Source organism: Streptomyces xantholiticus (genome assembly GCF_014651015.1).
GTDB lineage: Bacteria > Actinomycetota > Actinomycetes > Streptomycetales > Streptomycetaceae > Streptomyces > Streptomyces xantholiticus.
The window spans coordinates 141,082-163,438 of record NZ_BMWB01000008.1 but is presented as its reverse complement, the minus strand read 5'-3'; the positions used below and the strand labels follow the sequence as shown (position 1 = coordinate 163,438).

The window sequence follows — 22,357 nt, the reverse complement described above, 5'->3', positions numbered from 1 at the left end:
GATTGCCGGGCGGCGAGGGGCGCAGTTCTTTGAACACGACTTTCCGAGAGGGCTGAACCGCTCCCATGGCGAAGATCCTGAAGTTCGACGAGGACGCCCGTCGCGCCCTCGAGCGCGGCGTCAACAAGCTTGCCGACACGGTCAAGGTGACGATCGGCCCCCGCGGCCGCAACGTCGTCATCGACAAGAAGTTCGGCGCTCCCACCATCACCAACGACGGTGTCACCATCGCCCGCGAGGTCGAGGTCGAGGACCCGTACGAGAACCTGGGCGCCCAGCTGGTGAAGGAGGTGGCGACCAAGACCAACGACATCGCGGGTGACGGTACGACCACCGCCACCGTGCTGGCCCAGGCGCTGGTCCGCGAGGGTCTGCGCAACGTCGCCGCCGGTGCCTCCCCGGCCGCCCTGAAGAAGGGGATCGACGCCGCGGTCAAGGCCGTCTGCGACGAGCTGCTCGCGACCGCCCGCCCGATCGAGGACAAGACCGACATCGCCGCCGTGGCCGCGCTCTCCGCGCAGGACCAGCAGGTGGGCGAGCTCATCGCCGAGGCGATGGACAAGGTCGGCAAGGACGGTGTCATCACCGTCGAGGAGTCCAACACCTTCGGTCTGGAGCTCGACTTCACCGAGGGCATGGCCTTCGACAAGGGCTATCTGTCCCCGTACATGGTGACCGACCAGGAGCGTATGGAGGCCGTCCTCGACGACCCGTACATCCTGATCCACCAGGGCAAGATCTCCTCCATCCAGGACCTGCTCCCGCTGCTGGAGAAGGTCATCCAGGCCGGTGGCTCCAAGCCGTTGCTGATCATCGCCGAGGACGTCGAGGGCGAGGCCCTGTCGACCCTGGTCGTGAACAAGATCCGCGGCACCTTCAACGCGGTGGCCGTCAAGGCCCCCGGCTTCGGCGACCGCCGCAAGGCGATGCTCGGCGACATGGCCACCCTCACCGGTGCCACCGTCATCGCCGAGGAGGTCGGCCTCAAGCTCGACCAGGCCGGTCTGGACGTGCTGGGCAACGCCCGCCGCGTGACCATCACCAAGGACGAAACCACCATCGTCGACGGTGGCGGCAACTCCGAGGACGTCAAGGGCCGCGTCAACCAGATCAAGGCCGAGATCGAGACCACCGACTCCGACTGGGACCGCGAGAAGCTCCAGGAGCGCCTCGCCAAGCTGGCCGGCGGCGTGTGCGTGATCAAGGTCGGCGCCGCCACCGAGGTGGAGCTGAAGGAGAAGAAGCACCGTCTGGAGGACGCCATCTCCGCGACCCGCGCCGCGGTCGAGGAGGGCATCGTCTCCGGTGGTGGCTCCGCGCTGGTCCACGCCGTGAAGGTGCTCGACGGCAACCTGGGCAAGGAGGGCGACGAGGCCACCGGTGTCGCCGTCGTCCGCCGCGCCGCCGTCGAGCCGCTGCGCTGGATCGCGGAGAACGCCGGCCTCGAGGGATACGTCATCACCTCCAAGGTGGCCGAGCTCGACAAGGGCAACGGCTTCAACGCCGCCACCGGCGAGTACGGCGACCTGGTCAAGGCCGGCGTCATCGACCCGGTCAAGGTCACGCGCTCCGCTCTGGAGAACGCTGCCTCCATCGCCTCCCTGCTGCTCACGACCGAGACCCTGGTCGTCGAGAAGCCGGCCGAGGAGGAGGCCGACGGGGGTCACGGCCACGGTCACGGCCACAGCCACTGACGCGACAAGCACCGCAGAAGGCCCCCGTCCCGCAGAGCGGGCCGGGGGCCTTCCTCCGTGGCACGGTCCTACATGGCGCCGAGCCGACGCATCAGCCGCATCATGTCGAAGTGCCACCAGCCTTCCTTGATCTTTGCGTCCTCGAAGCGGAAGACCGTCGTTCCGGTCATGGTGCACTGCTCACCGGTGGCGGGGATGCCCTGGAAGTCGCCCTTGTGCTTGCCGCTCCAGGTCCACAGCGTCACCACGTCGTCGCCTTCGGTGATCTGCCGGTCGAGCTCGAAGGTGAAGTCGAAGGCGCCGCGCCACATGGTGAGGTCGCGGCGTATGACGTCCATGCCGGTCTCGGACTCCTCCTCGTTGGCGATGTCGTGGTCGATGTAGTCGGCCGCGAACACCTCGCCGATGGCGTCCAGATTCCCGCCGGCCGCGATCTCGTGGAAGAAGCGGCGGGCGGTGGCGGCGTTCAGCTGTTCCTCACGGACCACGTCGAGGTCCGTGAACGAGGGCATGCCGTCGCAGAGCGCCACCATCTCCTGGAACATCTTGTCCGTCTCCGGCAGATGCGAGTTCTTCATCGCCTCTTCGTACGAGGGGAACTCGACGATGTCGACGTAGTGGTTGCTGTCGGTGCGGTCCTTTCCCGTGAGTGCGTGGCCGGTGGTCCGCTTGCCCTTCGTCTGTTCGACCCACTTGTCCATGGCCGCGTTCAAGTCGTCGAACCTGGCGGTCTTGTAGTCGATGATCTGTACGAACTTCATGGCGCCTCCCGAGCCGCTGGGGCCCCCGAGGGGATACGTCCATTTTAGTGATGCAAGTCACATCCCGTGCGGTATGTGATCGCGGGCCACTACTGCGGCCCGTACTTCCTGCCCGTCCTCGACGAGAGCCCGCCCAGCAGTCCGCGCGGCGCCAGCTTCACCACGCCCATCAGCGCCTTGTACCGCGGATCGGGGATGGAGAGCGACTTCCCCTTGGCCAGGTCCGCGAGCGCCGCCGCCACCAGCTTGTCCGCGTCCAGCCACATCCAGCCGGGAATGTTGTCCGTGCCCATCCCGGCCCGCTGGTGGAACTCGGTCCGTACGAAACCGGGGCACAGCGCCATCAGACGCACTCCCGTACCCGCCAGGTCCCTGGCCGCACCCTGCGTGAACTGCACGACCCACGCCTTCGACGCGCCGTAGGTGCCGCGCGGCACGAATGCGGCGACCGAGGCCACGTTCACCACACCGCCCCGGCCGCGCTCGCGCATCGGCTGGGCCGCGGCGGCCGTCAGGCGCAGCACCGCCTCGCAGTGCACCTTCAGCATCGTCAGTTCGTCGGCCATGGGCACTTCCAGAAAGCGTCCCTTGTTCCCGAAACCCGCGTTGTTGACCAGCAGGTCGACGGGGTGGGTTCGGTCCGCGAGGCGCTGCTCGACCGCGGTGATCCCGTCCTCCTCGGACAGGTCCGCGGTCAGCACCTCCGCCTCGATGCCGTGGCGGTCGTGGAGCTCGGTGGCCTGCTCCTGCAGCCGCTTGGTGTCGCGGGCCACCAGCACCAGGTTGTGGCCGTCGGCCGCGAGCCGCCGTGCGAAGGCGGCGCCGATGCCCGCCGTTGCTCCCGTGATCAGTGCAGTCGTCATACGGGGCACGTTAATGCCCCGTGTGTGAGTGCGGTGTACGCACCTTCCCCGCCTGCTGTCCCTTCTCGACGACCACGAACTGCCCCATCATGCCGCCGTCCTCGTGGTACAGGAGGTGACAGTGGTACATGTACGGAGTGTCCGGGTCCGCTGGTCCGGTGAACCGCAGTGCGAGCTTCACGGTCCTGCCGCCGGGCACGAAGACCGTGTCCTTGGCGCCCCGCAGCTCGGGCGGCGGCTCCCGGCCGTCCACCTCGAGCACCCTGAACTGCACGTCGTGCACATGGAAGTTGTGCGGGACGCCGTCGTGGTTGCGCACGGTCCAGATCTCCGACATGCCACGGGTGACCGTCTCGTCGATCCGGTCCATGGCCATGGCCTTGCCGTTGATCCCGGACATCTGCAGCCCGAACGACCGGCTGCGTACGGAGTCGGAGCCGTCAGGGAGTTCCGGTTCGCCGAGCGCGGCCGGAAGTTCGGGGGAGGGGCGCAGGTGGTCGGCGGCCCGCAGTTCGAGGACGTCGAAGGTGTCGTCGCCGCCGTTGAAGCGCGTCTGCCAGAAGTCGCCGTAGTTCTTCTGCGGGAAGCTGCGCAGCACCGCCCGTTCGCCCGGTTCCATCCGCACCACGATCTCGGCCCGCTCTCCGGGCGACAACTGCACCCGGTCCATGGCGACCGGCTGCTCCGTCAGCCCGCCGTCCGTGCCGATGAGCGAGAACCGCCGGTCGTCGGTGAAGCCGAAGTCGTAGACCCGGGCGGTGGAGGCGTTGAGCAGCCGCAGCCGCACCAGCTCGTCCTTGACCACCTTGTAGGGGGCGAGCGTGCCGTTGACCATCGTCCGGTCGCCGAGGAACCCGCTGTTGGCCATCAGTCTGCGCCCGTGTTCGAAGTGCACGCCGTCGAAGGTCACGTCCTGGACCACGACCGGCAGGTCGTCGATGCCGTATCTCTTCGGGAGCGGGAGCTTCGCCGACCTCTCGTCGTTCAGCAGGAACATTCCTGCCAGTCCCCGCTGCACATGCTTCTCGGTCCGCCCGTGCGGATGCGGGTGGTACCAGAGGGTCGCGGCCGGCTGGTCGACCGTCCAGTGCGGGGCCCAGGACGCGCCGGGCGCCACCATCTGGTGCGGTCCGCCATCCATCCGCGCCGACAGATGCATGCCGTGCCAGTGGACCGTGGACGCCTCGTCCAGCATGTTTCTGACCAGCACCCGGACCTTCTCACCGCGCTTCGCACGCAGGGTCGGCCCCAGGTGGTCACCGTTGAAGCCCCAGGTGGGTGTCTTCGCCCCGGCCCTGAATTCCCTGTGCCCGGCCTGCATCGTCAGATCGAAGACGCGGGTGCCGTCGCTCCGCACCGTCGACCGGGCGAGCGGCGGTACGGCCAGCTCCCGGGTGAACTCGGTACCGGCGGTGGACACCTTGGCGTCCGAGTAGAGCCACAGCGCTCCGCCGCCGAGCGCGAGACCGAGGACGACGCCGGCGACGGAGAGGGCGACCAGGACGCGCCTGAGAGGGGACATGTCTTCAGCGTCACGGCCGGGCGTGAGCGGTGGTATCGGGGGACGCCCCCAGCGATCCCCGATCCAACGGCCCGTCGTCTCAGGGGTTTCCCCCACGCGGCGCCGTCCCGGCGGCGCCCTACGGGGTGCCTTGCGCGGTGCGGCCGGAGACCGGGTCTGGCTGGGGCGCGGGGCCGTACTTGGCGACGTACTCGCGGGCGCCCTTCAGCAGTTCGGCATGGAGGGCCTCACCGGCGACGAGCACCCGGGGCAGCAGCGTCCGCTCGGTCGTCTCCGCCCGGAACGCCATCGCCACCGTCACGTCGTGCTCCGGCCGGTGCACGATCTCGATCGGGTCGCCCGAGCGGATCTCGCCAGGCACGATCACCCGCAGATACGCGCCGGAGGCGCCGTTCGCGGTGAAGCGCTTGACCCAGCCCTTCTCCCCGAGCCGACCCGCGAACGTGCGGCACGGGACGCGGCCGGAGGTGACCTCCAGCACCAGCGAGTCGCCGACGCGCCAGCGCTCGCCGATCCTGGCGCCGGTGACGTCCACGCCGCTCGTGGTGAGGTTCTCGCCGAATGTGCCGTTGGCGAGCGGACGCCCCAACTCCCTTTCCCAGGCGTCGAGATCCTCCCGGGCGAACGCGTAGACGGCCTGGTCCGTCCCCCCGTGGTGGCGCAGATCGCAGACCGCGTCGCCGGACACTCCGCTCGCCCCCTGCCCCTTGGGGCCGGGGTCCGTCACCCGGACGGGCCAGTCAACCGGGCGCTTGTCGATACCGGTCGTGCCGTCAGGCGCATCGGAGTAGTCGACGGCCTTCGGCCGCCCCAGGTTCACGGTCAAGAGCTTCATGCCGGGTACGCTAATCGCCCCCTCCTCAAAGCAGCCAGCGAATTCTCGCTCACTCCCCCAAGCATCCCTTATGCTTTCGGGGTGATAGAAGCCCGCCACCTCCGCGTCCTGCGTGCCGTCGCCGCCACCGGTTCGTTCTCCGCGGCCGCCCGTGAACTCGGCTGCACCCAGCCCGCGGTCAGCCAGCAGATGAAGGCGCTCGAGAGCTCCGCGGGCACCCCGCTGCTGATCCGGACCGGCCGCGAGATGCGCCTCACCCAGGCCGGTGAAGCGCTCGTCCGGCATGCGGCAGGCATCCTCGCCGGGCTCACCGCGGCAGAGGAGGAGGTCGCGGCGATCGCCGGGCTCCGGGCGGGCCGGGTGCGCCTCGTCTCGTTCCCCAGCGGCAGCTCCACGCTGGTGCCCACCGCGCTGGCCGCCCTGCGCGCCGCCCACCCGGGCACGCGTGTCTACCTCGTCGACGCCGAGCCGCCGCGCTCGGTGGAGATGCTGCGCGAGGGTGACTGCGACGTGGCGCTCGCCTTCCGGTACGGCCCGGCCGGCGCGGAGTCGGAATGGGACGACCTGGTGGTGCGGCCCCTGCTCACCGACCGGCTCGTCGGGCTGGTGCCCGAGGGGCACCGGCTCGCCGAAGCTACGTCGGTCGCCATCGGGGACCTTGCGGAGGAGTCGTGGATCGCGGGCTGTCCCCGATGCCGCCGGCAGCTCGTTGACGTCTGCGAGGAGGCGGGCTTCACCCCGCGCATCGACTTCGCCACCGACGACTACCCGGCGGTGATCGGGCTGGTCGGCGCGGGTCTCGGCGTGGCCGTACTGCCCGAGCTGGCACTGGAGTCGGTACGGCCCAAGAAGGCCCGGCTGGTGACGGTCGAGCCGGCCGTCAGCCGCGAGATCGTGGCGCTCACCCTCCCCGACCTGGCCCAGGTGCCGGCCGTCTCCGCGACCCTGACCCAACTCGCGCGCGCGTCCGTCCGCTGACCGGCCCGGCCCTCGGGTGGCGGCGGACCGGGTTACGCGTTGCTTTCCCCGGCCCGGTCACGGAGCGCTTGCGTCCGGTGCCGCTCCGGGGGCGTGCCCAGGACTGCTTTCCGGTATCCGCATCGCGCTGTGGCCCGGCCGGGGCGCGGAGGCGGGGCGGTCGTCGCCGGTCCCGGACGATCTACGGCCCCCGTCCGTCAGGGCCGGGGGCCGGAACATCTGCGCATCGGTGGGGCCGAATCACCGGCCGCAGGGCAGTCCATATGAAGGAACGTTTCTTCTGTTCGTGGGCGCGGCGCGCTCGTCAGTTGGGTACCGCACCCCCCGCACTCGTGGCGGGGATCAGCCGGTGGCGTGCTCGCCCCATGAGCTCCTCGCGCTCGTCCTCGGTCAGTCCGCCCCAGACGCCGTAGGGCTCCCGTACGGCCAGCGCATGCGCCGCGCACTCGGCCCGTACCGGGCACCTCATGCAGACCTCCTTCGCCGAGTTCTCGCGCGCGCTGCGCGCCGCGCCCCGCTCGCCTTCCGGGTGGAAGAAGAGCGAGCTGTCGACCCCACGGCATGCCGCGAGGAGCTGCCAGTCCCACAGATCGGCGTTGGGTCCGGGAAGGCGAGAGAAATCTGCCATGGCGCATGTCCCCTTGAAACCGTGCTGGGTGGATACAGGACCAGGTCGGAAACGGGCGGGACGCCGACCGGACGTGCGCCGGATCCGGCACCAGCACCGTGCCAACGACCGTACATCTGCTGTGTAAGTAGATGTAAATATGACTCATTGCGAATCTAGCCACAGACACTGGAAAAAGGGAAGAAAAGCCGCTGAATGGGGCAGGACCCGCAACCGAGGAGAACGGGTGCTCCGCCTGCCGTCGGTGAAACCTGGACGGCGCCGCGACGGGCCGCCCGAGGCCCGCGGAACCGGTGCTCACGCGTGTCCGACGGCTCCCTCACGCAGCGTGCGGAAGTGCTGCATACGACCCGTAACTCTTTCGAGTGACCGTCGTTGAGAGGGCGGAGGCGGTTGAAAGAACAAGCTCTCGGGCACATGTCCGAGAGCGTTCAACCGCACAGGTGAAGAAACGTACCCAGCCTGGAGGCTCAAGGTGACGCGCATCAGCTGCGGAGGGCGGCCATGACATCCGTCCTCGTCTGCGACGACTCCCCGCTTGCCCGAGAGGCGCTCCGCCGCGCGGTCGCGACCGTGCCCGGCGTCGAGCGCGTGACGACCGCGGCCAACGGCGAGGAAGTCCTCCGCCGCTGGGGCGCCGATCGTTCGGACCTGATTCTGATGGACGTACGCATGCCCGGACTGGGCGGCGTCGAGACCGTGCGCCGCCTGCTGTCCGCGGACCCCGGCGCGCGGATCATCATGCTGACCGTCGCCGAGGACCTCGACGGCGTCGCGCTCGCGGTCGCCGCCGGTGCCCGCGGCTATCTGCACAAGGATGCCTCTCGCGCCGAGCTGCGCGCGACCGTCACGCAGGCGCTCGCCGACCCGACCTGGCGGCTCGCCCCGCGTCGGCTCCGCTCGGCCGAGATGGGCGCCGCGCCCACGCTCACCGCGCGTGAGATCCAGGTCCTCGAGGGCATGAGCCACGGCCGCTCCAATGCGGAGATCGGGCGCGAGTTGTTCCTCTCGGAGGACACGGTGAAGACGCACGCCAGGCGGCTGTTCAAGAAGCTCGGAGCCTCGGACCGGGCGCACGCGGTGGCGCTCGGATTCCGCTGGGGCCTGGTCCGCTGAGGACCGTACGAAGAGGGCGGCGCGGGGGTGACGGATGCCCGAGGGCATCCGTTTCCCGCGCGATGCCGCATCCTTGAGGTGTGGAGTTCCTCGGGGACGAGTCGGTCGAGCGGGAGGGGAGGGCGCAGGAGATGAGTTCCGGCGCACCTGCTCATAACGCTTCGGTGCACAACACGGGACGCGGTGCCACGGACGGTCGTGGGCCGAGGCACCATGGACCGATGCGCGACGACGAGGCGGTGACCGCCCAGGGGGCCATCGGGGCACTCGTGCACCGAGCCGTCGACGGCGACGAGCAGGCGACGCACGATCTGCTGGCGCACGTCCATCCGCTCGCGTTGCGTTTCTGCCGCTCGCGGCTGAGCCGGCTGCCCGGTGACGCCAGGCACTTCGTCGAGGACCTGGCGCAGGAGGTCTGCGTCGCGGTGCTGATGGCGCTGCCGCGGTACAAGGACACCGGCCGGCCCTTCGAGGCGTTCGTCTTCGCCATCGCCTCCCACAAGGTCGCCGATCTGCAGCGCGCGGCGATGCGTCATCCGGGATCCACGGCCGTGCCGTCCGACGAGATGCCCGAGCGGCCGGACGACTCGCTCGGCCCGGAGGAGCGGGCGCTGCTCAGCGACGACGCGGAGTGGGCCAAGAAGCTGCTCGCCAATCTGCCGGAGAACCAGCGCGAGCTGCTGGTGCTCAGGGTCGCCGTCGGGCTGACCGCGGAGGAGACCGGCCAGATGCTGGGGATGTCGCCGGGCGCGGTCCGGGTCGCCCAGCACCGTGCGCTCAGCAGGCTGCGGGCGCTGGCCGAGCAGTGAACCGCTCGCCGGCGATCTCCGTATGACTGTCGTGTGAACGTACAAAGCTGCTCATCGATCTTGATCGTGGAATGAGACGGCTCCTCGGGCCGTTAGCATGGACATTCGCAGGGATCAAGGCCATTTGGGGAAGGTGTCATGACCAACGTCGACGGAGTGCCCGAGAAATTCGCGACACTCGGGCTGACCTACGACGATGTGCTTCTGCTGCCGGGTGCCTCCGACATGGCGCCCGACCAGATCGACACCTCCTCGTACATCTCGAAGAACGTGCGGGTGAACATCCCGCTGCTGTCCGCCGCCATGGACAAGGTGACCGAAGCGCGCATGGCGATCGCCATGGCCCGGCAGGGCGGCGTGGGCGTGCTGCACCGCAACCTCTCCATCGCCGACCAGGCCAACCAGGTCGACCTGGTCAAGCGCTCCGAGTCCGGCATGGTCAGCGACCCGATCACCGTGCACCCGGACGCGACGCTCGCGGAGGCGGACCAGCTGTGCGCCAAGTTCCGCATCAGCGGCGTGCCGGTCACCGACGCCGCGGGCAAGCTGCTCGGCATCGTCACCAACCGTGACATGGCCTTCGAGTCGGACCGTGCGCGCCAGGTGCGCGAGGTCATGACCCCGATGCCGCTGGTCACCGGCAAGGTGGGCATCTCCGGCGTGGACGCCATGGAGCTGCTGCGCCGCCACAAGATCGAGAAGCTTCCGCTGGTCGACGACGCGGGCATCCTCAAGGGCCTGATCACGGTCAAGGACTTCGTCAAGGCCGAGAAGTACCCGAACGCCGCCAAGGACAAGGACGGCCGACTGCTGGTCGGCGCGGCGGTCGGCGTGGCGGGCGACGCCTTCGAGCGGTCCCAGGCGCTGATCGAGGCCGGTGTCGACTTCATCGTCGTCGACACCGCGCACGGCCACTCCCGGCTGGTCGGCGACATGGTGGCAAAGATCAAGTCGAATGCGTCCGGCGTCGACGTCATCGGCGGCAACATCGCCACCAAGGACGGCGCCCAGGCGCTGATCGACGCCGGTGTCGACGGCATCAAGGTCGGTGTCGGCCCGGGCTCCATCTGCACCACCCGCGTGGTCGCCGGCATCGGCGTCCCGCAGGTGACCGCGATCTACGAGGCCTCGCTCGCCGCCAAGGCGGCCGGCATCCCGGTCATCGGCGACGGCGGTCTGCAGTATTCGGGCGACATCGCGAAGGCACTGGTCGCGGGCGCGGACACGGTGATGCTCGGCTCGCTGCTGGCCGGCTGCGAGGAGTCTCCGGGTGAGCTGATGTTCATCAACGGCAAGCAGTTCAAGTCGTACCGCGGCATGGGTTCGCTCGGCGCGATGCAGTCCCGTGGCGAGCAGCGCTCCTTCTCCAAGGACCGCTACTTCCAGGAGGGCGTCGCCTCGGACGAGAAGCTGGTGCCCGAGGGCATCGAGGGCCAGGTGCCCTACCGCGGCCCGCTCTCCGCGGTCGTCCACCAGCTGGTGGGCGGTCTGCGCCAGTCGATGTTCTACGTCGGCGGGCGCACCGTGCCTCAGCTGCAGGACCGCGGCCGGTTCGTGCGGATCACCTCGGCGGGGCTCAAGGAGAGCCACCCGCACGACATCCAGATGACGGTCGAGGCGCCGAACTACGGCAGGAAGTAGTCCCCCGCGTGACAGGGGCGGTCCCGGGGTTGCCGGGGCCGCCCCTCACGTGTGCGTCGGGGATACTGGTAGGGCCCAGGCGCAGATGCAGAAGGAAAGGCCACACACGTGACTGAGATCGAGATCGGGCGCGGCAAGCGCGGCCGCCGGGCGTACGCGTTCGACGACATCGCCGTCGTGCCGAGTCGGCGTACGCGGGACCCGAAGGAGGTCTCGATCGCCTGGCAGATCGACGCCTACCGCTTCGAGCTGCCCTTCTTGGCCGCGCCGATGGACTCCGTGGTCTCCCCGCAGACCGCCATCCGCATCGGCGAGATGGGCGGCCTGGGCGTACTGAACCTCGAGGGCCTGTGGACCCGATACGAGGACCCGCAGCCGCTGCTGGACGAGATCGCCGAGATGGACGAGGCGAGCGCGACGCGCAGGCTGCAGGAGATCTATGCGGCCCCCATCCAGGAGGAGCTGATCGGGCAGCGCATCAAGGAGGTGCGCGACTCCGGTGTCGTCACCGCCGCCGCGCTCTCCCCGCAGCGCACCGCGCAGTTCTCGAAGGCCGTCGTGGACGCGGGCGTCGACATCTTCGTCATCCGCGGCACGACCGTCTCCGCCGAGCACGTCTCCGGCGCCGCCGAACCGCTGAACCTCAAGCAGTTCATCTACGAGCTCGACGTTCCGGTCATCGTCGGCGGCTGTGCCACGTACACCGCGGCCCTGCACCTGATGCGCACCGGTGCGGCGGGTGTCCTGGTGGGATTCGGCGGTGGCGCCGCGCACACCACCCGTAACGTGCTGGGCATCCAGGTCCCGATGGCGACCGCCGTCGCGGACGTGGCCGCGGCCCGCCGCGACTACATGGACGAGTCCGGCGGCCGCTACGTCCACGTCATCGCGGACGGCGGCGTCGGCTGGTCCGGCGACCTGCCGAAGGCAATCGCGTGCGGTGCCGACGCGGTGATGATCGGCTCGCCGCTGGCCCGCGCCACCGACGCACCGGGCAAGGGCCACCACTGGGGCATGGAGGCCGTCCACGAGGACGTGCCGCGGGGCAAGCTGGTGGACCTGGGCATCGTGGGCACCACGGAGGAGATCCTCACCGGGCCCTCGCACACCCCTGACGGTTCGATGAACTTCTTCGGCGCGCTGCGCCGGGCGATGGCGACGACGGGCTACAGCGAGCTCAAGGAGTTCCAGCGCGTCGAGGTCACGGTGGCGGACTCGCAGCACCGCCGCTGACTTCCGGCCGTACACATGGGAAGGGCCCGGCACTTCGGTGCCGGGCCCTTCCCATGTGCTGAGTGCGCGTCAGGCGTTGGCCTTCTTGGCGCCGGCGAACGCGGTGACCGCGGCGATGGCGAGGAAGACGTACGTCATGCCGTCCGCGGCCTCCTTCCACACCTTCGTCAGGTCGCCGAAGTGCTGGAAGAAGATCTCGCCGAACGAGCCGCCGCCCATGTCGCCGAGGATCATCGCGATACCGACCAACTGGCCCAGGTACACGGCGCCGATGCCGAGCACGGCGCTCACGACGGCCAGGACCGGGTTGGGGCCGCCGGCCTTGGCGGCGACGAAACCGATGAGGAAGCCGACGGCGACGGCCGCGTAGCCGACCTCGGCCTCGATGGAGCCGGCGATGGCGCCGTAGATGCCCGCGGTGACCAGCGCGGTGACGACGGCGGCGGCGATGCCGAGGCCGATGTTGTTGCGGACCGGGGCCGGCGGCGGGGCGGGTGCGTACTGGGCGTCACCGGCGAACGGGTTGCCGGACGGCGGCGGGACGGGCTGGCTCATGGCGGAACTCCCCCTGGGATCGAACGCGTCGCACGATCGTGCGAGCGGCGGTCCCGGAGACTAGCAGTCCGGTCCGACGGTGCGGCATTCGGTTATATGACCGTTGTAAGGACGGTGTCGGATTCCTGAGAGAGTGTCGGCTCAGGCCGGCCGGTCCCCGAGCATGCGCGGAAGACCATCCGATGCACGGCAGCGTGCCTCCCGCGACCCCTACGGTCCATGGCTCGCGGGAGTACGTCGTGAACGCCAACAGCCCGGCGACCGGCCGGTCCGGGAGCAAGGGATCAAAGGCGGTGTGCGGCTCCCGCCGGAGTCGCTCCCCTTGTGTCCAGCAGGAGTTGGGCCTTGACCGCCAAGCCCTGGAGGTCGTAGGTGCGGTGGTGCTGCACCAGGACCGTCAGGTCCGCGGCGGCGGCCGCCTCGTACAGCGAGTCGGCGCGCGGGACGGGGAGTTCGCCCACGCGCCAGTCGGGGACGTAGGGATCGTGGTAGCTCACGGACGCGCCGAGGTCCATCAGACGGCGGGCCAGTTCGGTGGCCGGTGATCCCTGCAGGTCGGCGAGGTCCGGCTTGTAGGTGACGCCCAGGAGCAGGACGCGGGCACCGCGGGCCGACTTGCCGTGTTCGTTGAGGAGGGTGGCGCAGCGCCGGACGACGTACTGGGGCATCCGGGCGTTGATCTCCTGGGCGAGGCCCACCATGCGCAGCGGGCGGCCCGGCGCGTGGCCGGGGTCGAGGGGGACGCCGTGGCCGCCGACCCCGGGGCCGGGTCGGAAGGCCTGGAAGCCGAAGGGCTTGGTCTCTGCGCAGCGGATGACGTCCCAGAGGTCGACGCCGAGGTCGTGGCAGAGCACCGACATCTCGTTGACCAGCGCGATGTTCACGTGCCGGAAGTTCGTCTCGAGGACCTTGACGGTCTCCGCCTCGCGCAGTCCGCGGGCGCGGACCACCTTGTCGGTCAGCCTGGCGTAGAAGGCTGCGGCGGACTCGGTGCAGGCGGGGGTCAGCCCGCCGATGACCTTCGGCGTGTTGGCGTACCCGTGGGTGCGGCGGCCGGGGTCGGTGCGGCTGGGGGAGTAGGCCAGGTGGAAGTCCCGGCCGGCGCGCAGGCCGGAGCCCTCTTCGAGCAGGGGCCGCAGGAAGTCCTCCGTGGTGCCGGGCTCGACCGCCGACTCCAGCAGGACCGTCGTATGGGGGCGCAGCCGGGACGCGAGGGCCCGAGCGGCGTCGGTGAGCGCGGTCAGGTCCAGAGTGCCGTCCGCGCCCATCGGGGTGGGGACGCAGATGACGGCGGTGCGTACGCGGCCGAGTTCGGCCGGGTCGGTGACGTTGCGGAATCCGCTGGAGACCATGCGCCGGATGTCGGCGGGTGTCACTCCAGCGGCGGGCTCCGTGAGCTGGCGTGGGTCGGGGTCGTAGCCGATGGTTTCGATGCCTGCGGCCACGGCGGCCTGGGCGAGCGGCAGACCGAGATGGCCGAGTCCGATGACGGCGAGATCGGCGGGCATGGCTGTGGCCGTCCTTCCCATAGCCAAAGGGGACAGTGAACGCAAGCCCTGTGGGCAGAACGGGCACGCGCAATGTCAGACTAGGCGTAAATATGACCGTTCTGTCGGATTGTGGGCCTCTGGCCGTCCGAGTGTTATCCACAGGCGGTGGCTGAAGTCGGCGACTGCGGACAGAATCGACGTGTGAGTTCGACGTTGTGAGACCGACCGCAGGAAACGCACGGGGGCGACGGGAGGCAGCAGTGAGGACATCGACACTGGGACCCGCGGAGCGCGCCGAGGCGCTCGCCGGGATGGCCGAGCGTGAACTGGACGTGCTGGTGGTGGGCGCCGGCGTGGTCGGAGCCGGCACGGCGCTCGACGCCGCGACACGAGGACTGTCGACCGGTCTGGTGGAGGCGCGCGACTGGGCGTCGGGCACCTCCAGCAGGTCGAGCAAGCTGATCCACGGCGGCCTGCGCTATCTGGAAATGCTCGACTTCGCCCTGGTGAGGGAGGCGCTCAAGGAGCGCGGGCTGCTGTTGGAGCGACTGGCCCCCCACCTGGTCAAGCCGGTGCCGTTCCTCTACCCGCTCCAGCACAAGGGCTGGGAGCGGCTGTACGCGGGCTCGGGCGTCGCGCTGTACGACGCGATGTCGGTGTCCTCCGGCCACGGGCGCGGGCTGCCCGTCCACCGCCATCTCTCGCGGCGGCGCGCGCTGCGGGTCGCGCCCGCCCTGAAGAAGGACGCCCTGGTCGGCGCCCTGCAGTACTACGACGCCCAGATGGACGACGCCCGCTTCGTGACGACCCTGGTGCGCACGGCCGCGAGCTACGGGGCCCACGTCGCGAGCCGGGCCAGGGTGGTCGGCTTCCTGCGGGAGGGCGAGCGGGTCGTGGGCGCCCGGGTGCTCGACGTCGAGGCCGGCGGTGAGTACGAGATCAGGGCCCGTCAGATCGTCAACGCCACAGGGGTGTGGACGGATGACACCCAAGCGCTGATCGGGCAGCGCGGACAGTTCCATGTGCGGGCATCCAAAGGCATCCATCTGGTCGTGCCCAAGGACCGGATCCATTCCACGACCGGGTTGATCCTGCGGACCGAGAAGTCCGTGCTGTTCGTCATCCCCTGGGGGCGGCACTGGATCGTCGGCACGACCGACACCGGCTGGGACCTCGACAAGGCGCACCCGGCCGCCTCCAGCGCCGACATCGACTATCTGCTGGAGCACGTCAACACGGTGCTGGCCGTGCCGCTCACCCGGGACGACGTCCAAGGGGTGTACGCGGGGCTCCGGCCGCTGCTCGCCGGCGAGTCGGACGCCACCAGCAAACTCTCCCGCGAGCACACGGTGGCGCACCCCGTGCCCGGCCTCGTGGTCGTGGCCGGCGGGAAGTACACGACGTACCGGGTGATGGCGAAGGATGCCGTTGATGCGGCGGTGCACGGCCTGGACCAGCGGGTCGCCGCGTGCGTCACGGAGGACACGCCCCTGCTCGGCGCCGAGGGGTACCGCGCCCTGTGGAACTCCAGGGCGAGGATCGCCGCCCGGACGGGCCTTCATGTGGTACGCGTCGAGCATCTGTTGAACCGCTACGGCGCACTGGCCGAGGAACTCCTCGCCCTCATCACAAAGGATCCGACGCTCGGTGATCCGATCGGCGGTGCGGACGACTATCTGCGGGCCGAGATCGTCTACGCGGCGTCGCACGAGGGTGCCCGTCACCTGGACGACGTGCTGACGAGGCGCACCCGTATCTCGATCGAGACGTTCGACCGGGGGACGCGGAGTGCGCGGGAGTGCGCCGAGTTGATGGCTCCGGTCCTCGGTTGGGAGAAGGCGCAGATCGAGAAGGAGGTCGAGCACTACGAGAAGCGGGTGGAGGCGGAGCGGGAGTCGCAGCGGCAGCCGGACGACCTGACGGCGGACGCGGCGCGGCTGGGGGCGCCGGACATCGTGCCTCTCTGAGTTTTCCCGGTCCGAGCGCCCATGGGGTCGCTGCGTCGTGAGCGTCGCACGCAGGGACCGTCCCGCCGGCCTGATACGGCGGACACCGGCCCGGCGTAGGCCAGTTGGGGAGAGCGGGCAAGGCCCCGACCAGTACAGGGGTGGGCCTGACGCCGGGTGATGGCATGGTGGGGTGGCACACCCAGGCGCGTCCGGCGCGCCACAGGGTGGACCCGGACGACGTACCGGTCCCGGAGTGAGGGACAATGGGCGCTCTGCCAGGGCGGGTTACGCATCGCGCGGAGAGCGGCAGGCGCGGGCGAAGATCAGGGATCGCAGAGGGGACGCATGTCGGAGGCTGAGCAGTCGCGGGAGCCCCAGCGGGGGGCCGGCTTCGCCGGCGGGTATGCGGGTTCTGCCGCGGGCGCGGGAGCCGGCTCCGCCGGTGGCGGCGCCGTTTCCGACTCGGGCACGGCGACCTTGAAGGCGGCGCGCAAGGACGCGGATGCCGTGGCCGGCGCGGAGGCCGCGGGAGTCGACAGCGCGGACCGTGCCGAGCGGCCTGGCCCGGACGCGGACGCTTCGGAGTCCGGTGCGTCCTCGGAAGCGCAGGGGGGTGGAGACGGCCCCACCTCGTCGGAAAGCGTCGACGACGACCGCCGCGCCCGCGGCCCCGTGACGGACGCTCAGGCGGCTGCGGCGGGCGACAAGGTGCCCGGCCCGCGCGCCCCGAGTTCGGACGCGCCGAATGCTGCGTCCCTGTCGGACAAGGGCGCGACTTCGGCGGACAAGTCGACGGATACCGGCGCCGACGCGACGCCGACCGGCGCCGACGCGACGCCGAATGCCGACGCGACGCCGACCGGCGCCGACGCGACGCCGAATGCCGCCGCGAAGTCGACCGGCGTCGACGCGAAGCCGAGCGCCGAGTCTTCGGCCGAGGCTGCCGCCCACGCGAGTGGGAAGTCCGCCGGGTCGCCCGACGAAAAGCCGGCCGGCGGCCGAGGCGCCGGTGCGGCCGGAGCGAAGACCGACCCGACAGACGCCGGTGCCGACGCGGTCCCGGCTGACGCAGCGGCACCGGGCGCCAAGGGCTCAGCGTCCGCGAAGGCCGCCCCCGAGGACAAGCCGGTAGGCGGCGGGCGTGCGGCCGGGGCGAAGACCGACCCGACAGACGCCGGTGCCGACGCGGTCCCGGCTGACGCAGCGGCACCGGGCGCCAAGGGCTCAGCGTCCGCGAAAGCCGCCCCCGAGGACAAGCCGGCAGGCGGCGGGCGTGCGGCCGGGGCGAAGGGGCGCGGCGCCACCGGGGCCGACGGGCGGCTGCTCGCCGGGCGCTACCGCCTCGGCGGGGTGCTCGGGCGTGGTGGCATGGGCACGGTGTGGCGTGCGGTCGACGAGACCCTCGGCCGTACCGTCGCCGTCAAGGAACTGCGCTTCCCCGGCAGCGTCGACGACGACGAGAAGCGCCGGCTCATCACGCGTACCCTGCGCGAGGCCAAGGCGATCGCCCGTATCCGCAACAACAGCGCCGTGACCGTCTACGACGTCGTCGACGAGGACGACCGCCCCTGGATCGTCATGGAGCTGGTCGAGGGCAAGTCCCTCGCCGAGGTCGTACGGGAGGACGGCACCCTCACGCCCCGCCGGGCCGCTGAGGTCGGACTCGCGATCCTCGACGTCCTGCGCTCCGCCCACCGCGAGGGCATCCTGCACCGCGACGTCAAGCCGTCCAACGTGCTCATCGGCCGCGACGGCCGTGTCGTGCTCACCGACTTCGGTATCGCGCAGGTCGAGGGTGACCCGTCGATCACGTCGACCGGCATGCTCGTCGGCGCCCCGTCGTACATCTCGCCCGAGCGTGCCCGCGGCCACAAGCCGGGTCCGGCGGCCGACCTCTGGTCGCTCGGCGGCCTCCTTTACGCGAGCGTCGAGGGCTGCCCGCCGTACGACAAGGGGTCGGCGATCGCGACGCTGACCGCCGTGATGACCGAGCCGCTCGACCCGCCGAAGAACGCGGGCCCGTTGGAGGAGGTCATCTACGGCCTGCTCGCCAAGGACCCGGCCCAGCGGCTGGACGACGCCGGCGCACGCACTCTGCTCACCCGGGTGGTCAACGCGCCGGAGGCGCCGGAGCGGCCGGCGGAGCCGGAGCCGTCACCCGAGGCGACCCGTGCCCTACGGCTGCCTTCGGTGCCCCCCGTACCGCCCATGGCCGTGCCCGGGCCTGCCGCCGGACCGAAGGACCCCGCCGCCGACCGGCTGCGCGGCGCGCTCCGTTCGGTGCGCAACGCTGCCGCTGCCGTGAAGGCGGAGTCCAAGCAGCCGCCCGTGCCTGACGGGGCGGCCCGCAGGCCCACGCCGGTGCGCGCCCCGCTCACCGATGTGGTGCCGCGCCGCACCCTGGTGATCATCGCGGTCGTCGCCGTGCTCGCCGTGCTCTCCACCGTGCTCGTCTTCGCCTTCGGCGGTGACGACGACCCGGTGAACAGGACCAAGGGCAAGGACGAAACGGCCGCCTCCGCGGGCGCCACCGCCGGCGGCGGGGAGGACAAGGCCACCGGTGGTACGGGCAGCGACGCGAGCTCCGACACCGGCAAGGACGACACCGGCAAGGACGACGGCAAGGACGACGACGGCAAGGACGACCAGGGCGGTGCCACCGGTACACCCGGCGGTCAGCCCTTGGGTGACCCCAAGGGCGACGACTCGGCGGGCGGGTTCACCCTCCCGGCCGGTTACGTGATGGTCTCCAACGACCGCTGGCACTTCACGATGGCCATGCCGAAGGACTTCAGGCTCACGGGCGTGGCGGGACAGAACTCGGGCGGCAAGTTCAGCGTCGACGGCGGAACCCCGCGGGTCCAGGTCGACTTCAACAGCGGCCCGAAGGACGATGCCGCGGCGGCATGGGCGGCCGCGGTCGCCGGCGTGAGCGCCACGAGCAACGGCTACAAGCACCTCGGGATCAAAACGGTCGGCTACAACGGCTATCCGACCGTCGCGGACTGGAGTTTCGAGCGCAACGAGAGCGGCGAGCGGGTGCGTGTCCTCAACAGGGGCTTCAAGGTCGACGCCAAGCGCGGCTACTCGATCATGATCACGTGCAAGGCGAGTGAATGGGACGGCGAAGAGTGCCGGACGCTGCGGCAGACGGCGTTCGCCACGTTCAGCCCCAAGGATTGACCGATGACACGTATCGTGAGAAGCCGTGGACGGTACGCAGCCGCAAGGGGCCGCTGAGCGACCGGATTTGACGGCTTCGTGCGTTGTTCCGGTTCCGACCGGGACAACGCGCTGGTGGGGAGGCGTCGTGGAGGACTACGCGGGCAGAGTGCTCGCCGACCGCTACCGCCTGCCCTTGCCGCCCTCCGGCGAGTTCGAGTTCGCAGAGACCCGTGCGTTCGACACCTACAGCGGGCACGAAGTCCTGATACGGCAGGTCCCGTTGCCCGAGATCGTGGACGCGGAGGTGCTCGACTCGGACGACCTCGCCGGGGCCGCTGTGCCACGGCGGGCCCACGGCGGAGGCAGGGGCGGCACGACACGGCGGCCCGCGGACCCGGCGGTGCGCCGGGCCGTCGAGGCGGCGCAGGCAGCCGCTCGGATTCCCGACCATCCGCGACTCGACCAGGTCTTCGACGTCTTCGCCGAGGACGGCTCACTGTGGATAGTGAGCGAACGGGTCGCGGCCCGGCCGCTGGCGGCCCTGCTCGCCGAGAAGCCGCTCAGCCCCTACCGGGCCGCGGAGGTCGCGTCGGACGTCCTGACCGCGCTGCGCGTCCTGCACGCGCACGGCTGGACCCACCGCAACATCACCGTGCGCACGGTGCTCGTCTGCGACGACGGCCGCGTCGTACTGACCGGGCTGGCGTCCGGTGCGGCGGAGGAGGCGCTGTGCGGGTACGCGCCCGTGCCGGAGCCCGAATCCGAGGCGGAGGTCGAGACCGAGTTCGCGGCCGAGGCCGACGACGGTCCAGGGGTGGACGGCCTGCCGATGCCGGGCGGCTCCGGGCACCTGCAACTGCCCCGGCAGAGCACCCCGTCGAGCGATGTGCCGGACGTGCGTGCCGCCCGTGCCGGCGCGATCGCGGCGTACCGGGCCGGAGCCCGGGCAGGTGCCCGGACGGGCGAGGACCGGCGCCGCGAGGAGGAGCCGGAGGCGGTACGCCGCGACCGCCCGGAGCAGGACGGCCTCGACCCCGACTGGTGGGCGCGCCGGCCGGACGAGGGACGCCGTGGACTGCTCGGGCTCGGTGTCCGGGACGAGGACGACGAAGCGGACTTCGACGACCTGGGTCTCGCCGGTCCGTTTCCCGGCACGGACGACGCGGGCCGCGACCCGTACGCCGAGCGCGTCGACCCGCCCGGCCGCGACCCGTACGCCGAGCGCGACCCGTACCACGACGGCGGCCGCCGTGACCGCATACCCGTGTCGGACCCGGACCAGGAAGGGCCCGGGCGGGTCCGGCTGGCGGGCACCTGGCACGACGCGCCGTTCGCCGGCCGCGAGGGTCCCGGCTCGCTGCCCGTCGCAGGCGGCGGCCCGCGCGGCATCGCCGCCCGCCCCGCCCTGCCGGGCGCACGCGACCACGATCCCTACCGCGACGACCCCTACGGCGTCCGGCCCGTGCTGCCCGCCGCCCGGGCGGACAGCGGTTCAACGGGGCAGCAAAGCTCCGGCAACAGGCACGCGGGCGGGCAGCGACCCGCTCTTCCTCCGGCGCGCACGGAAGCTGCCGCCGGAGGCAGTTGGCAGCGCGGCGGCGACGCCATGCGCGCCGATGCACAGCGCCGGCCGGCGGCCGCGGGAAACGAAGCGCCGGACGGCCGCTGGGACGGGACCGTCGCCGGAGCCGGGGTCCCGGCGTACCGCGGTCCCGCCACCCCGCTCCACGCCGAGCGTGCCCGCCAGGCGCGGATCACCGTCGTCGGCGCCGTGACCGAGCGGTGGGCGCCCGAGCAGGCCGGTCCGGTTCACGAGAACTGGCAACTGGCCGCGCCCGTCGGCCCGGCCACCGATCTGTGGGGGCTGGGTGCGCTGCTGTACCGGGCCGTGCAGGGCCACGCTCCCTACCCGGAGGACACCGCGGCCGAGTTGGTCCACATGGTGTGCGCGGAGCCGCCCGCGTTCGCAGAGGAGTGCGGTCCGCTGCGGCCGGTCGTCGAGTCACTGCTGCGCCAGGACCCCACGGAGCGGCCGGACTTCGAGGAGCTGCGTGGCTGGCTGCGTTCCCTCGTACGGTCGGCGCCGGAGCCGGAGGCCGGTGTCAACGTCGTGCCCCTGCCGGCCGGCGCGGTCGACGGATCGCGGCTGCCGGTCGTCCGCCGCAGGGGCGAGCTCGTCCGCAGGCGCCGGTGGGGCACGGCCGACGCCGCCCACGGCCGCCACCGCCACAAGAAGCCGCAGGGCCGCGCGCGGGACGGGGCGGCCCGTGCCGAAGCGGCGCCGCCCAGGCGGGCGTACGAGGAGCCTTACGAGGTGCCGCCCCGCGACTTGCCGTACCGGCAGTCGTACGGGAACGCCGGGCGGGGGCCGCGCTCTTTCGGCCGTACGCTCCTGCTGCTGATACTGCTCGCCCTGGTGGCCGCGATCGCCTACGCGGTGCTGTTCATGCCGAAGTCCGGTGAGCAACAGCGGACTTCGCAGGGGCAGAACACCGGGGCGCAGCCGTCGCAGGGGGGTCCGAGCCCCGGCCGTACGAGTGGAGAGGGCAGTGCGGGGCCCGCTCCCAGCGGCACCCCGGGGTCGCAGCAGCCGCAGACGTCCGCCCCGGCCGGGGACCTCCCCGAGGGCTATGAACTCCGCAACGATCCGGAGGGCTTCCGGATCGCCGTCGACAGGTCGTGGCAGCGCCGGCCGATCAACGATGCCGGTCAAGTGCGCTACACCGGGGACGACTTCACCCTGATCGTGGTGCCGGGCCGGGACACCGTGCGGGCGAACGGCGACGACCCGCTGGTCTACCAGCGGGACAAGGAGCCGGAGCTGCAGCCCTTCCGTGACTCGTCGTGGGCCGGCGCGAGCGGGTTGCGCCGTATCGACGTCGGCGGACGGTCCATGGCGGAGGGGCAGTTCACCTGGCAGGACAGCAACGGCCGCGAGGTGTACGTGCGTAATCTCGCGATCGCGGTCGACGGGGTGTACCACGTCGTCCAAGTGATCGGTCCGGAAGCGGAGCGTGACAAAGTGACCGAGATCTTCGAACAGGCCACCGGCAGTTACCGCGCCACCCGCTGAGTGCCCGGACGCGCACGGAACGCGCATCACAGTGCGGTTAATTGA

The 22,357-nt window shown here is 71.0% G+C and carries 16 protein-coding genes; 9 read left to right on the top strand and 7 right to left on the bottom strand.

Features of this window, described 5'->3' with window-relative positions; genetic code table 11:
- The first annotated feature begins 65 nt into the window (after nt 1–65).
- Entirely contained in the window at nt 66–1,694 is a 1,629-nt protein-coding gene (gene groL, locus IE198_RS15315) for a chaperonin GroEL (protein ID WP_189886786.1), read from the top strand.
- 68 nt (nt 1,695–1,762) lie between these two features.
- On the opposite strand, the gene IE198_RS15310 is transcribed toward groL, so the two are convergent.
- The 4 genes from IE198_RS15310 to IE198_RS15295 all read right to left on the bottom strand — a co-directional run bounded on the left by IE198_RS15310 (nt 1,763) and on the right by IE198_RS15295 (nt 5,675).
- Nucleotides 1,763–2,455, bottom strand: coding sequence for an ester cyclase (locus IE198_RS15310; RefSeq protein ID WP_189886784.1), 693 nt, complete (start codon nt 2,453–2,455; stop codon nt 1,763–1,765).
- Nucleotides 2,456–2,544: 89 nt separating this feature from the next.
- On the bottom strand, nt 2,545–3,318 hold the full coding sequence (locus tag IE198_RS15305; RefSeq protein ID WP_189886782.1) for an SDR family NAD(P)-dependent oxidoreductase: 774 nt from the start codon (nt 3,316–3,318) through the stop codon (nt 2,545–2,547).
- Nucleotides 3,319–3,328: 10 nt separating this feature from the next.
- Nucleotides 3,329–4,840 (bottom strand): multicopper oxidase family protein, encoded by a 1,512-nt coding sequence (locus IE198_RS15300; RefSeq protein WP_189886780.1) that lies wholly within the window; start codon nt 4,838–4,840, stop codon nt 3,329–3,331.
- Nucleotides 4,841–4,958: 118 nt separating this feature from the next.
- Nucleotides 4,959–5,675 (bottom strand): MOSC domain-containing protein, encoded by a 717-nt coding sequence (locus IE198_RS15295; RefSeq protein ID WP_189886778.1) that lies wholly within the window; start codon nt 5,673–5,675, stop codon nt 4,959–4,961.
- An 81-nt stretch (nt 5,676–5,756) separates the two neighbouring features.
- Here IE198_RS15295 and IE198_RS15290 point away from each other — a divergent pair, with 81 nt between their 5' ends.
- Nucleotides 5,757–6,653, top strand: a complete 897-nt coding sequence (locus tag IE198_RS15290; protein WP_189886776.1) for a LysR family transcriptional regulator — start codon at nt 5,757–5,759, stop codon at nt 6,651–6,653.
- Nucleotides 6,654–6,957: 304 nt separating this feature from the next.
- Here the strand turns inward: IE198_RS15290 and IE198_RS15285 are convergent, their stop codons facing one another.
- On the bottom strand, nt 6,958–7,281 hold the full coding sequence (locus IE198_RS15285; RefSeq protein ID WP_189886774.1) for a WhiB family transcriptional regulator: 324 nt from the start codon (nt 7,279–7,281) through the stop codon (nt 6,958–6,960).
- Nucleotides 7,282–7,785: 504 nt separating this feature from the next.
- Here IE198_RS15285 and IE198_RS15280 point away from each other — a divergent pair.
- The 4 genes from IE198_RS15280 (at nt 7,786) to IE198_RS15265 (ending at nt 12,080) form a co-directional block, all read left to right on the top strand.
- Nucleotides 7,786–8,397, top strand: coding sequence for a response regulator transcription factor (locus IE198_RS15280; RefSeq protein WP_003948568.1), 612 nt, complete (start codon nt 7,786–7,788; stop codon nt 8,395–8,397).
- 221 nt (nt 8,398–8,618) lie between these two features.
- Nucleotides 8,619–9,206 (top strand): sigma-70 family RNA polymerase sigma factor, encoded by a 588-nt coding sequence (locus IE198_RS15275; RefSeq protein ID WP_189886773.1) that lies wholly within the window; start codon nt 8,619–8,621, stop codon nt 9,204–9,206.
- 138 nt (nt 9,207–9,344) lie between these two features.
- On the top strand, nt 9,345–10,847 hold the full coding sequence (gene guaB / locus IE198_RS15270; RefSeq protein WP_189886771.1) for an IMP dehydrogenase: 1,503 nt from the start codon (nt 9,345–9,347) through the stop codon (nt 10,845–10,847).
- Between the two features lie 108 nt (nt 10,848–10,955).
- Complete coding sequence (locus IE198_RS15265) at nt 10,956–12,080, top strand: GuaB3 family IMP dehydrogenase-related protein (RefSeq protein WP_189886769.1); 1,125 nt, start codon at nt 10,956–10,958, stop codon at nt 12,078–12,080.
- Nucleotides 12,081–12,149: 69 nt separating this feature from the next.
- On the opposite strand, the gene IE198_RS15260 is transcribed toward IE198_RS15265, so the two are convergent.
- Together IE198_RS15260 and IE198_RS15255 are read right to left on the bottom strand one after the other, a co-directional pair.
- Nucleotides 12,150–12,635 (bottom strand): hypothetical protein, encoded by a 486-nt coding sequence (locus IE198_RS15260; protein WP_189886767.1) that lies wholly within the window; start codon nt 12,633–12,635, stop codon nt 12,150–12,152.
- Nucleotides 12,636–12,919: 284 nt separating this feature from the next.
- Complete coding sequence (locus IE198_RS15255; RefSeq protein ID WP_189886765.1) at nt 12,920–14,143, bottom strand: nucleotide sugar dehydrogenase; 1,224 nt, start codon at nt 14,141–14,143, stop codon at nt 12,920–12,922.
- Nucleotides 14,144–14,385: 242 nt separating this feature from the next.
- On the opposite strand from IE198_RS15255, the gene IE198_RS15250 reads away from it, so the two are divergent.
- The 3 genes from IE198_RS15250 (at nt 14,386) to IE198_RS15240 (ending at nt 22,312) form a co-directional block, all read left to right on the top strand.
- Nucleotides 14,386–16,092 carry a glycerol-3-phosphate dehydrogenase/oxidase gene (locus IE198_RS15250; protein ID WP_189886763.1) on the top strand — a complete coding sequence of 569 codons (1,707 nt, stop codon included), beginning with the start codon at nt 14,386–14,388 and terminating at the stop codon, nt 16,090–16,092.
- 327 nt (nt 16,093–16,419) lie between these two features.
- A complete protein-coding gene (locus IE198_RS15245) occupies nt 16,420–19,257 on the top strand; it encodes a protein kinase domain-containing protein (protein WP_189886761.1) in 2,838 nt (945 codons plus the stop codon).
- Between the two features lie 127 nt (nt 19,258–19,384).
- Nucleotides 19,385–22,312: a serine/threonine kinase C-terminal domain-containing protein gene (locus IE198_RS15240; RefSeq protein WP_189886759.1), complete on the top strand. Its 2,928-nt coding sequence runs from the start codon at nt 19,385–19,387 to the stop codon at nt 22,310–22,312.
- The last annotated feature ends 45 nt before the right edge of the window (nt 22,313–22,357 follow it).

What these genes read in the sequence shown, in the direction of transcription:
- groL (WP_189886786.1), top strand. Translation starts at nt 66, where the DNA reads ATGGCGAAGATCCTGAAGTTCGACGAGGACGCCCGTCGCGCCCTCGAG.
- IE198_RS15310 (WP_189886784.1), bottom strand. Translation starts at nt 2,455, where the DNA reads ATGAAGTTCGTACAGATCATCGACTACAAGACCGCCAGGTTCGACGAC.
- IE198_RS15305 (WP_189886782.1), bottom strand. Translation starts at nt 3,318, where the DNA reads ATGACGACTGCACTGATCACGGGAGCAACGGCGGGCATCGGCGCCGCC.
- IE198_RS15300 (WP_189886780.1), bottom strand. Translation starts at nt 4,840, where the DNA reads ATGTCCCCTCTCAGGCGCGTCCTGGTCGCCCTCTCCGTCGCCGGCGTC.
- IE198_RS15295 (WP_189886778.1), bottom strand. Translation starts at nt 5,675, where the DNA reads ATGAAGCTCTTGACCGTGAACCTGGGGCGGCCGAAGGCCGTCGACTAC.
- IE198_RS15285 (WP_189886774.1), bottom strand. Translation starts at nt 7,281, where the DNA reads ATGGCAGATTTCTCTCGCCTTCCCGGACCCAACGCCGATCTGTGGGAC.
- IE198_RS15280 (WP_003948568.1), top strand. Translation starts at nt 7,786, where the DNA reads ATGACATCCGTCCTCGTCTGCGACGACTCCCCGCTTGCCCGAGAGGCG.
- IE198_RS15275 (WP_189886773.1), top strand. Translation starts at nt 8,619, where the DNA reads ATGCGCGACGACGAGGCGGTGACCGCCCAGGGGGCCATCGGGGCACTC.
- guaB (WP_189886771.1), top strand. Translation starts at nt 9,345, where the DNA reads ATGACCAACGTCGACGGAGTGCCCGAGAAATTCGCGACACTCGGGCTG.
- IE198_RS15260 (WP_189886767.1), bottom strand. Translation starts at nt 12,635, where the DNA reads ATGAGCCAGCCCGTCCCGCCGCCGTCCGGCAACCCGTTCGCCGGTGAC.
- IE198_RS15255 (WP_189886765.1), bottom strand. Translation starts at nt 14,143, where the DNA reads ATGCCCGCCGATCTCGCCGTCATCGGACTCGGCCATCTCGGTCTGCCG.
- IE198_RS15245 (WP_189886761.1), top strand. Translation starts at nt 16,420, where the DNA reads ATGTCGGAGGCTGAGCAGTCGCGGGAGCCCCAGCGGGGGGCCGGCTTC.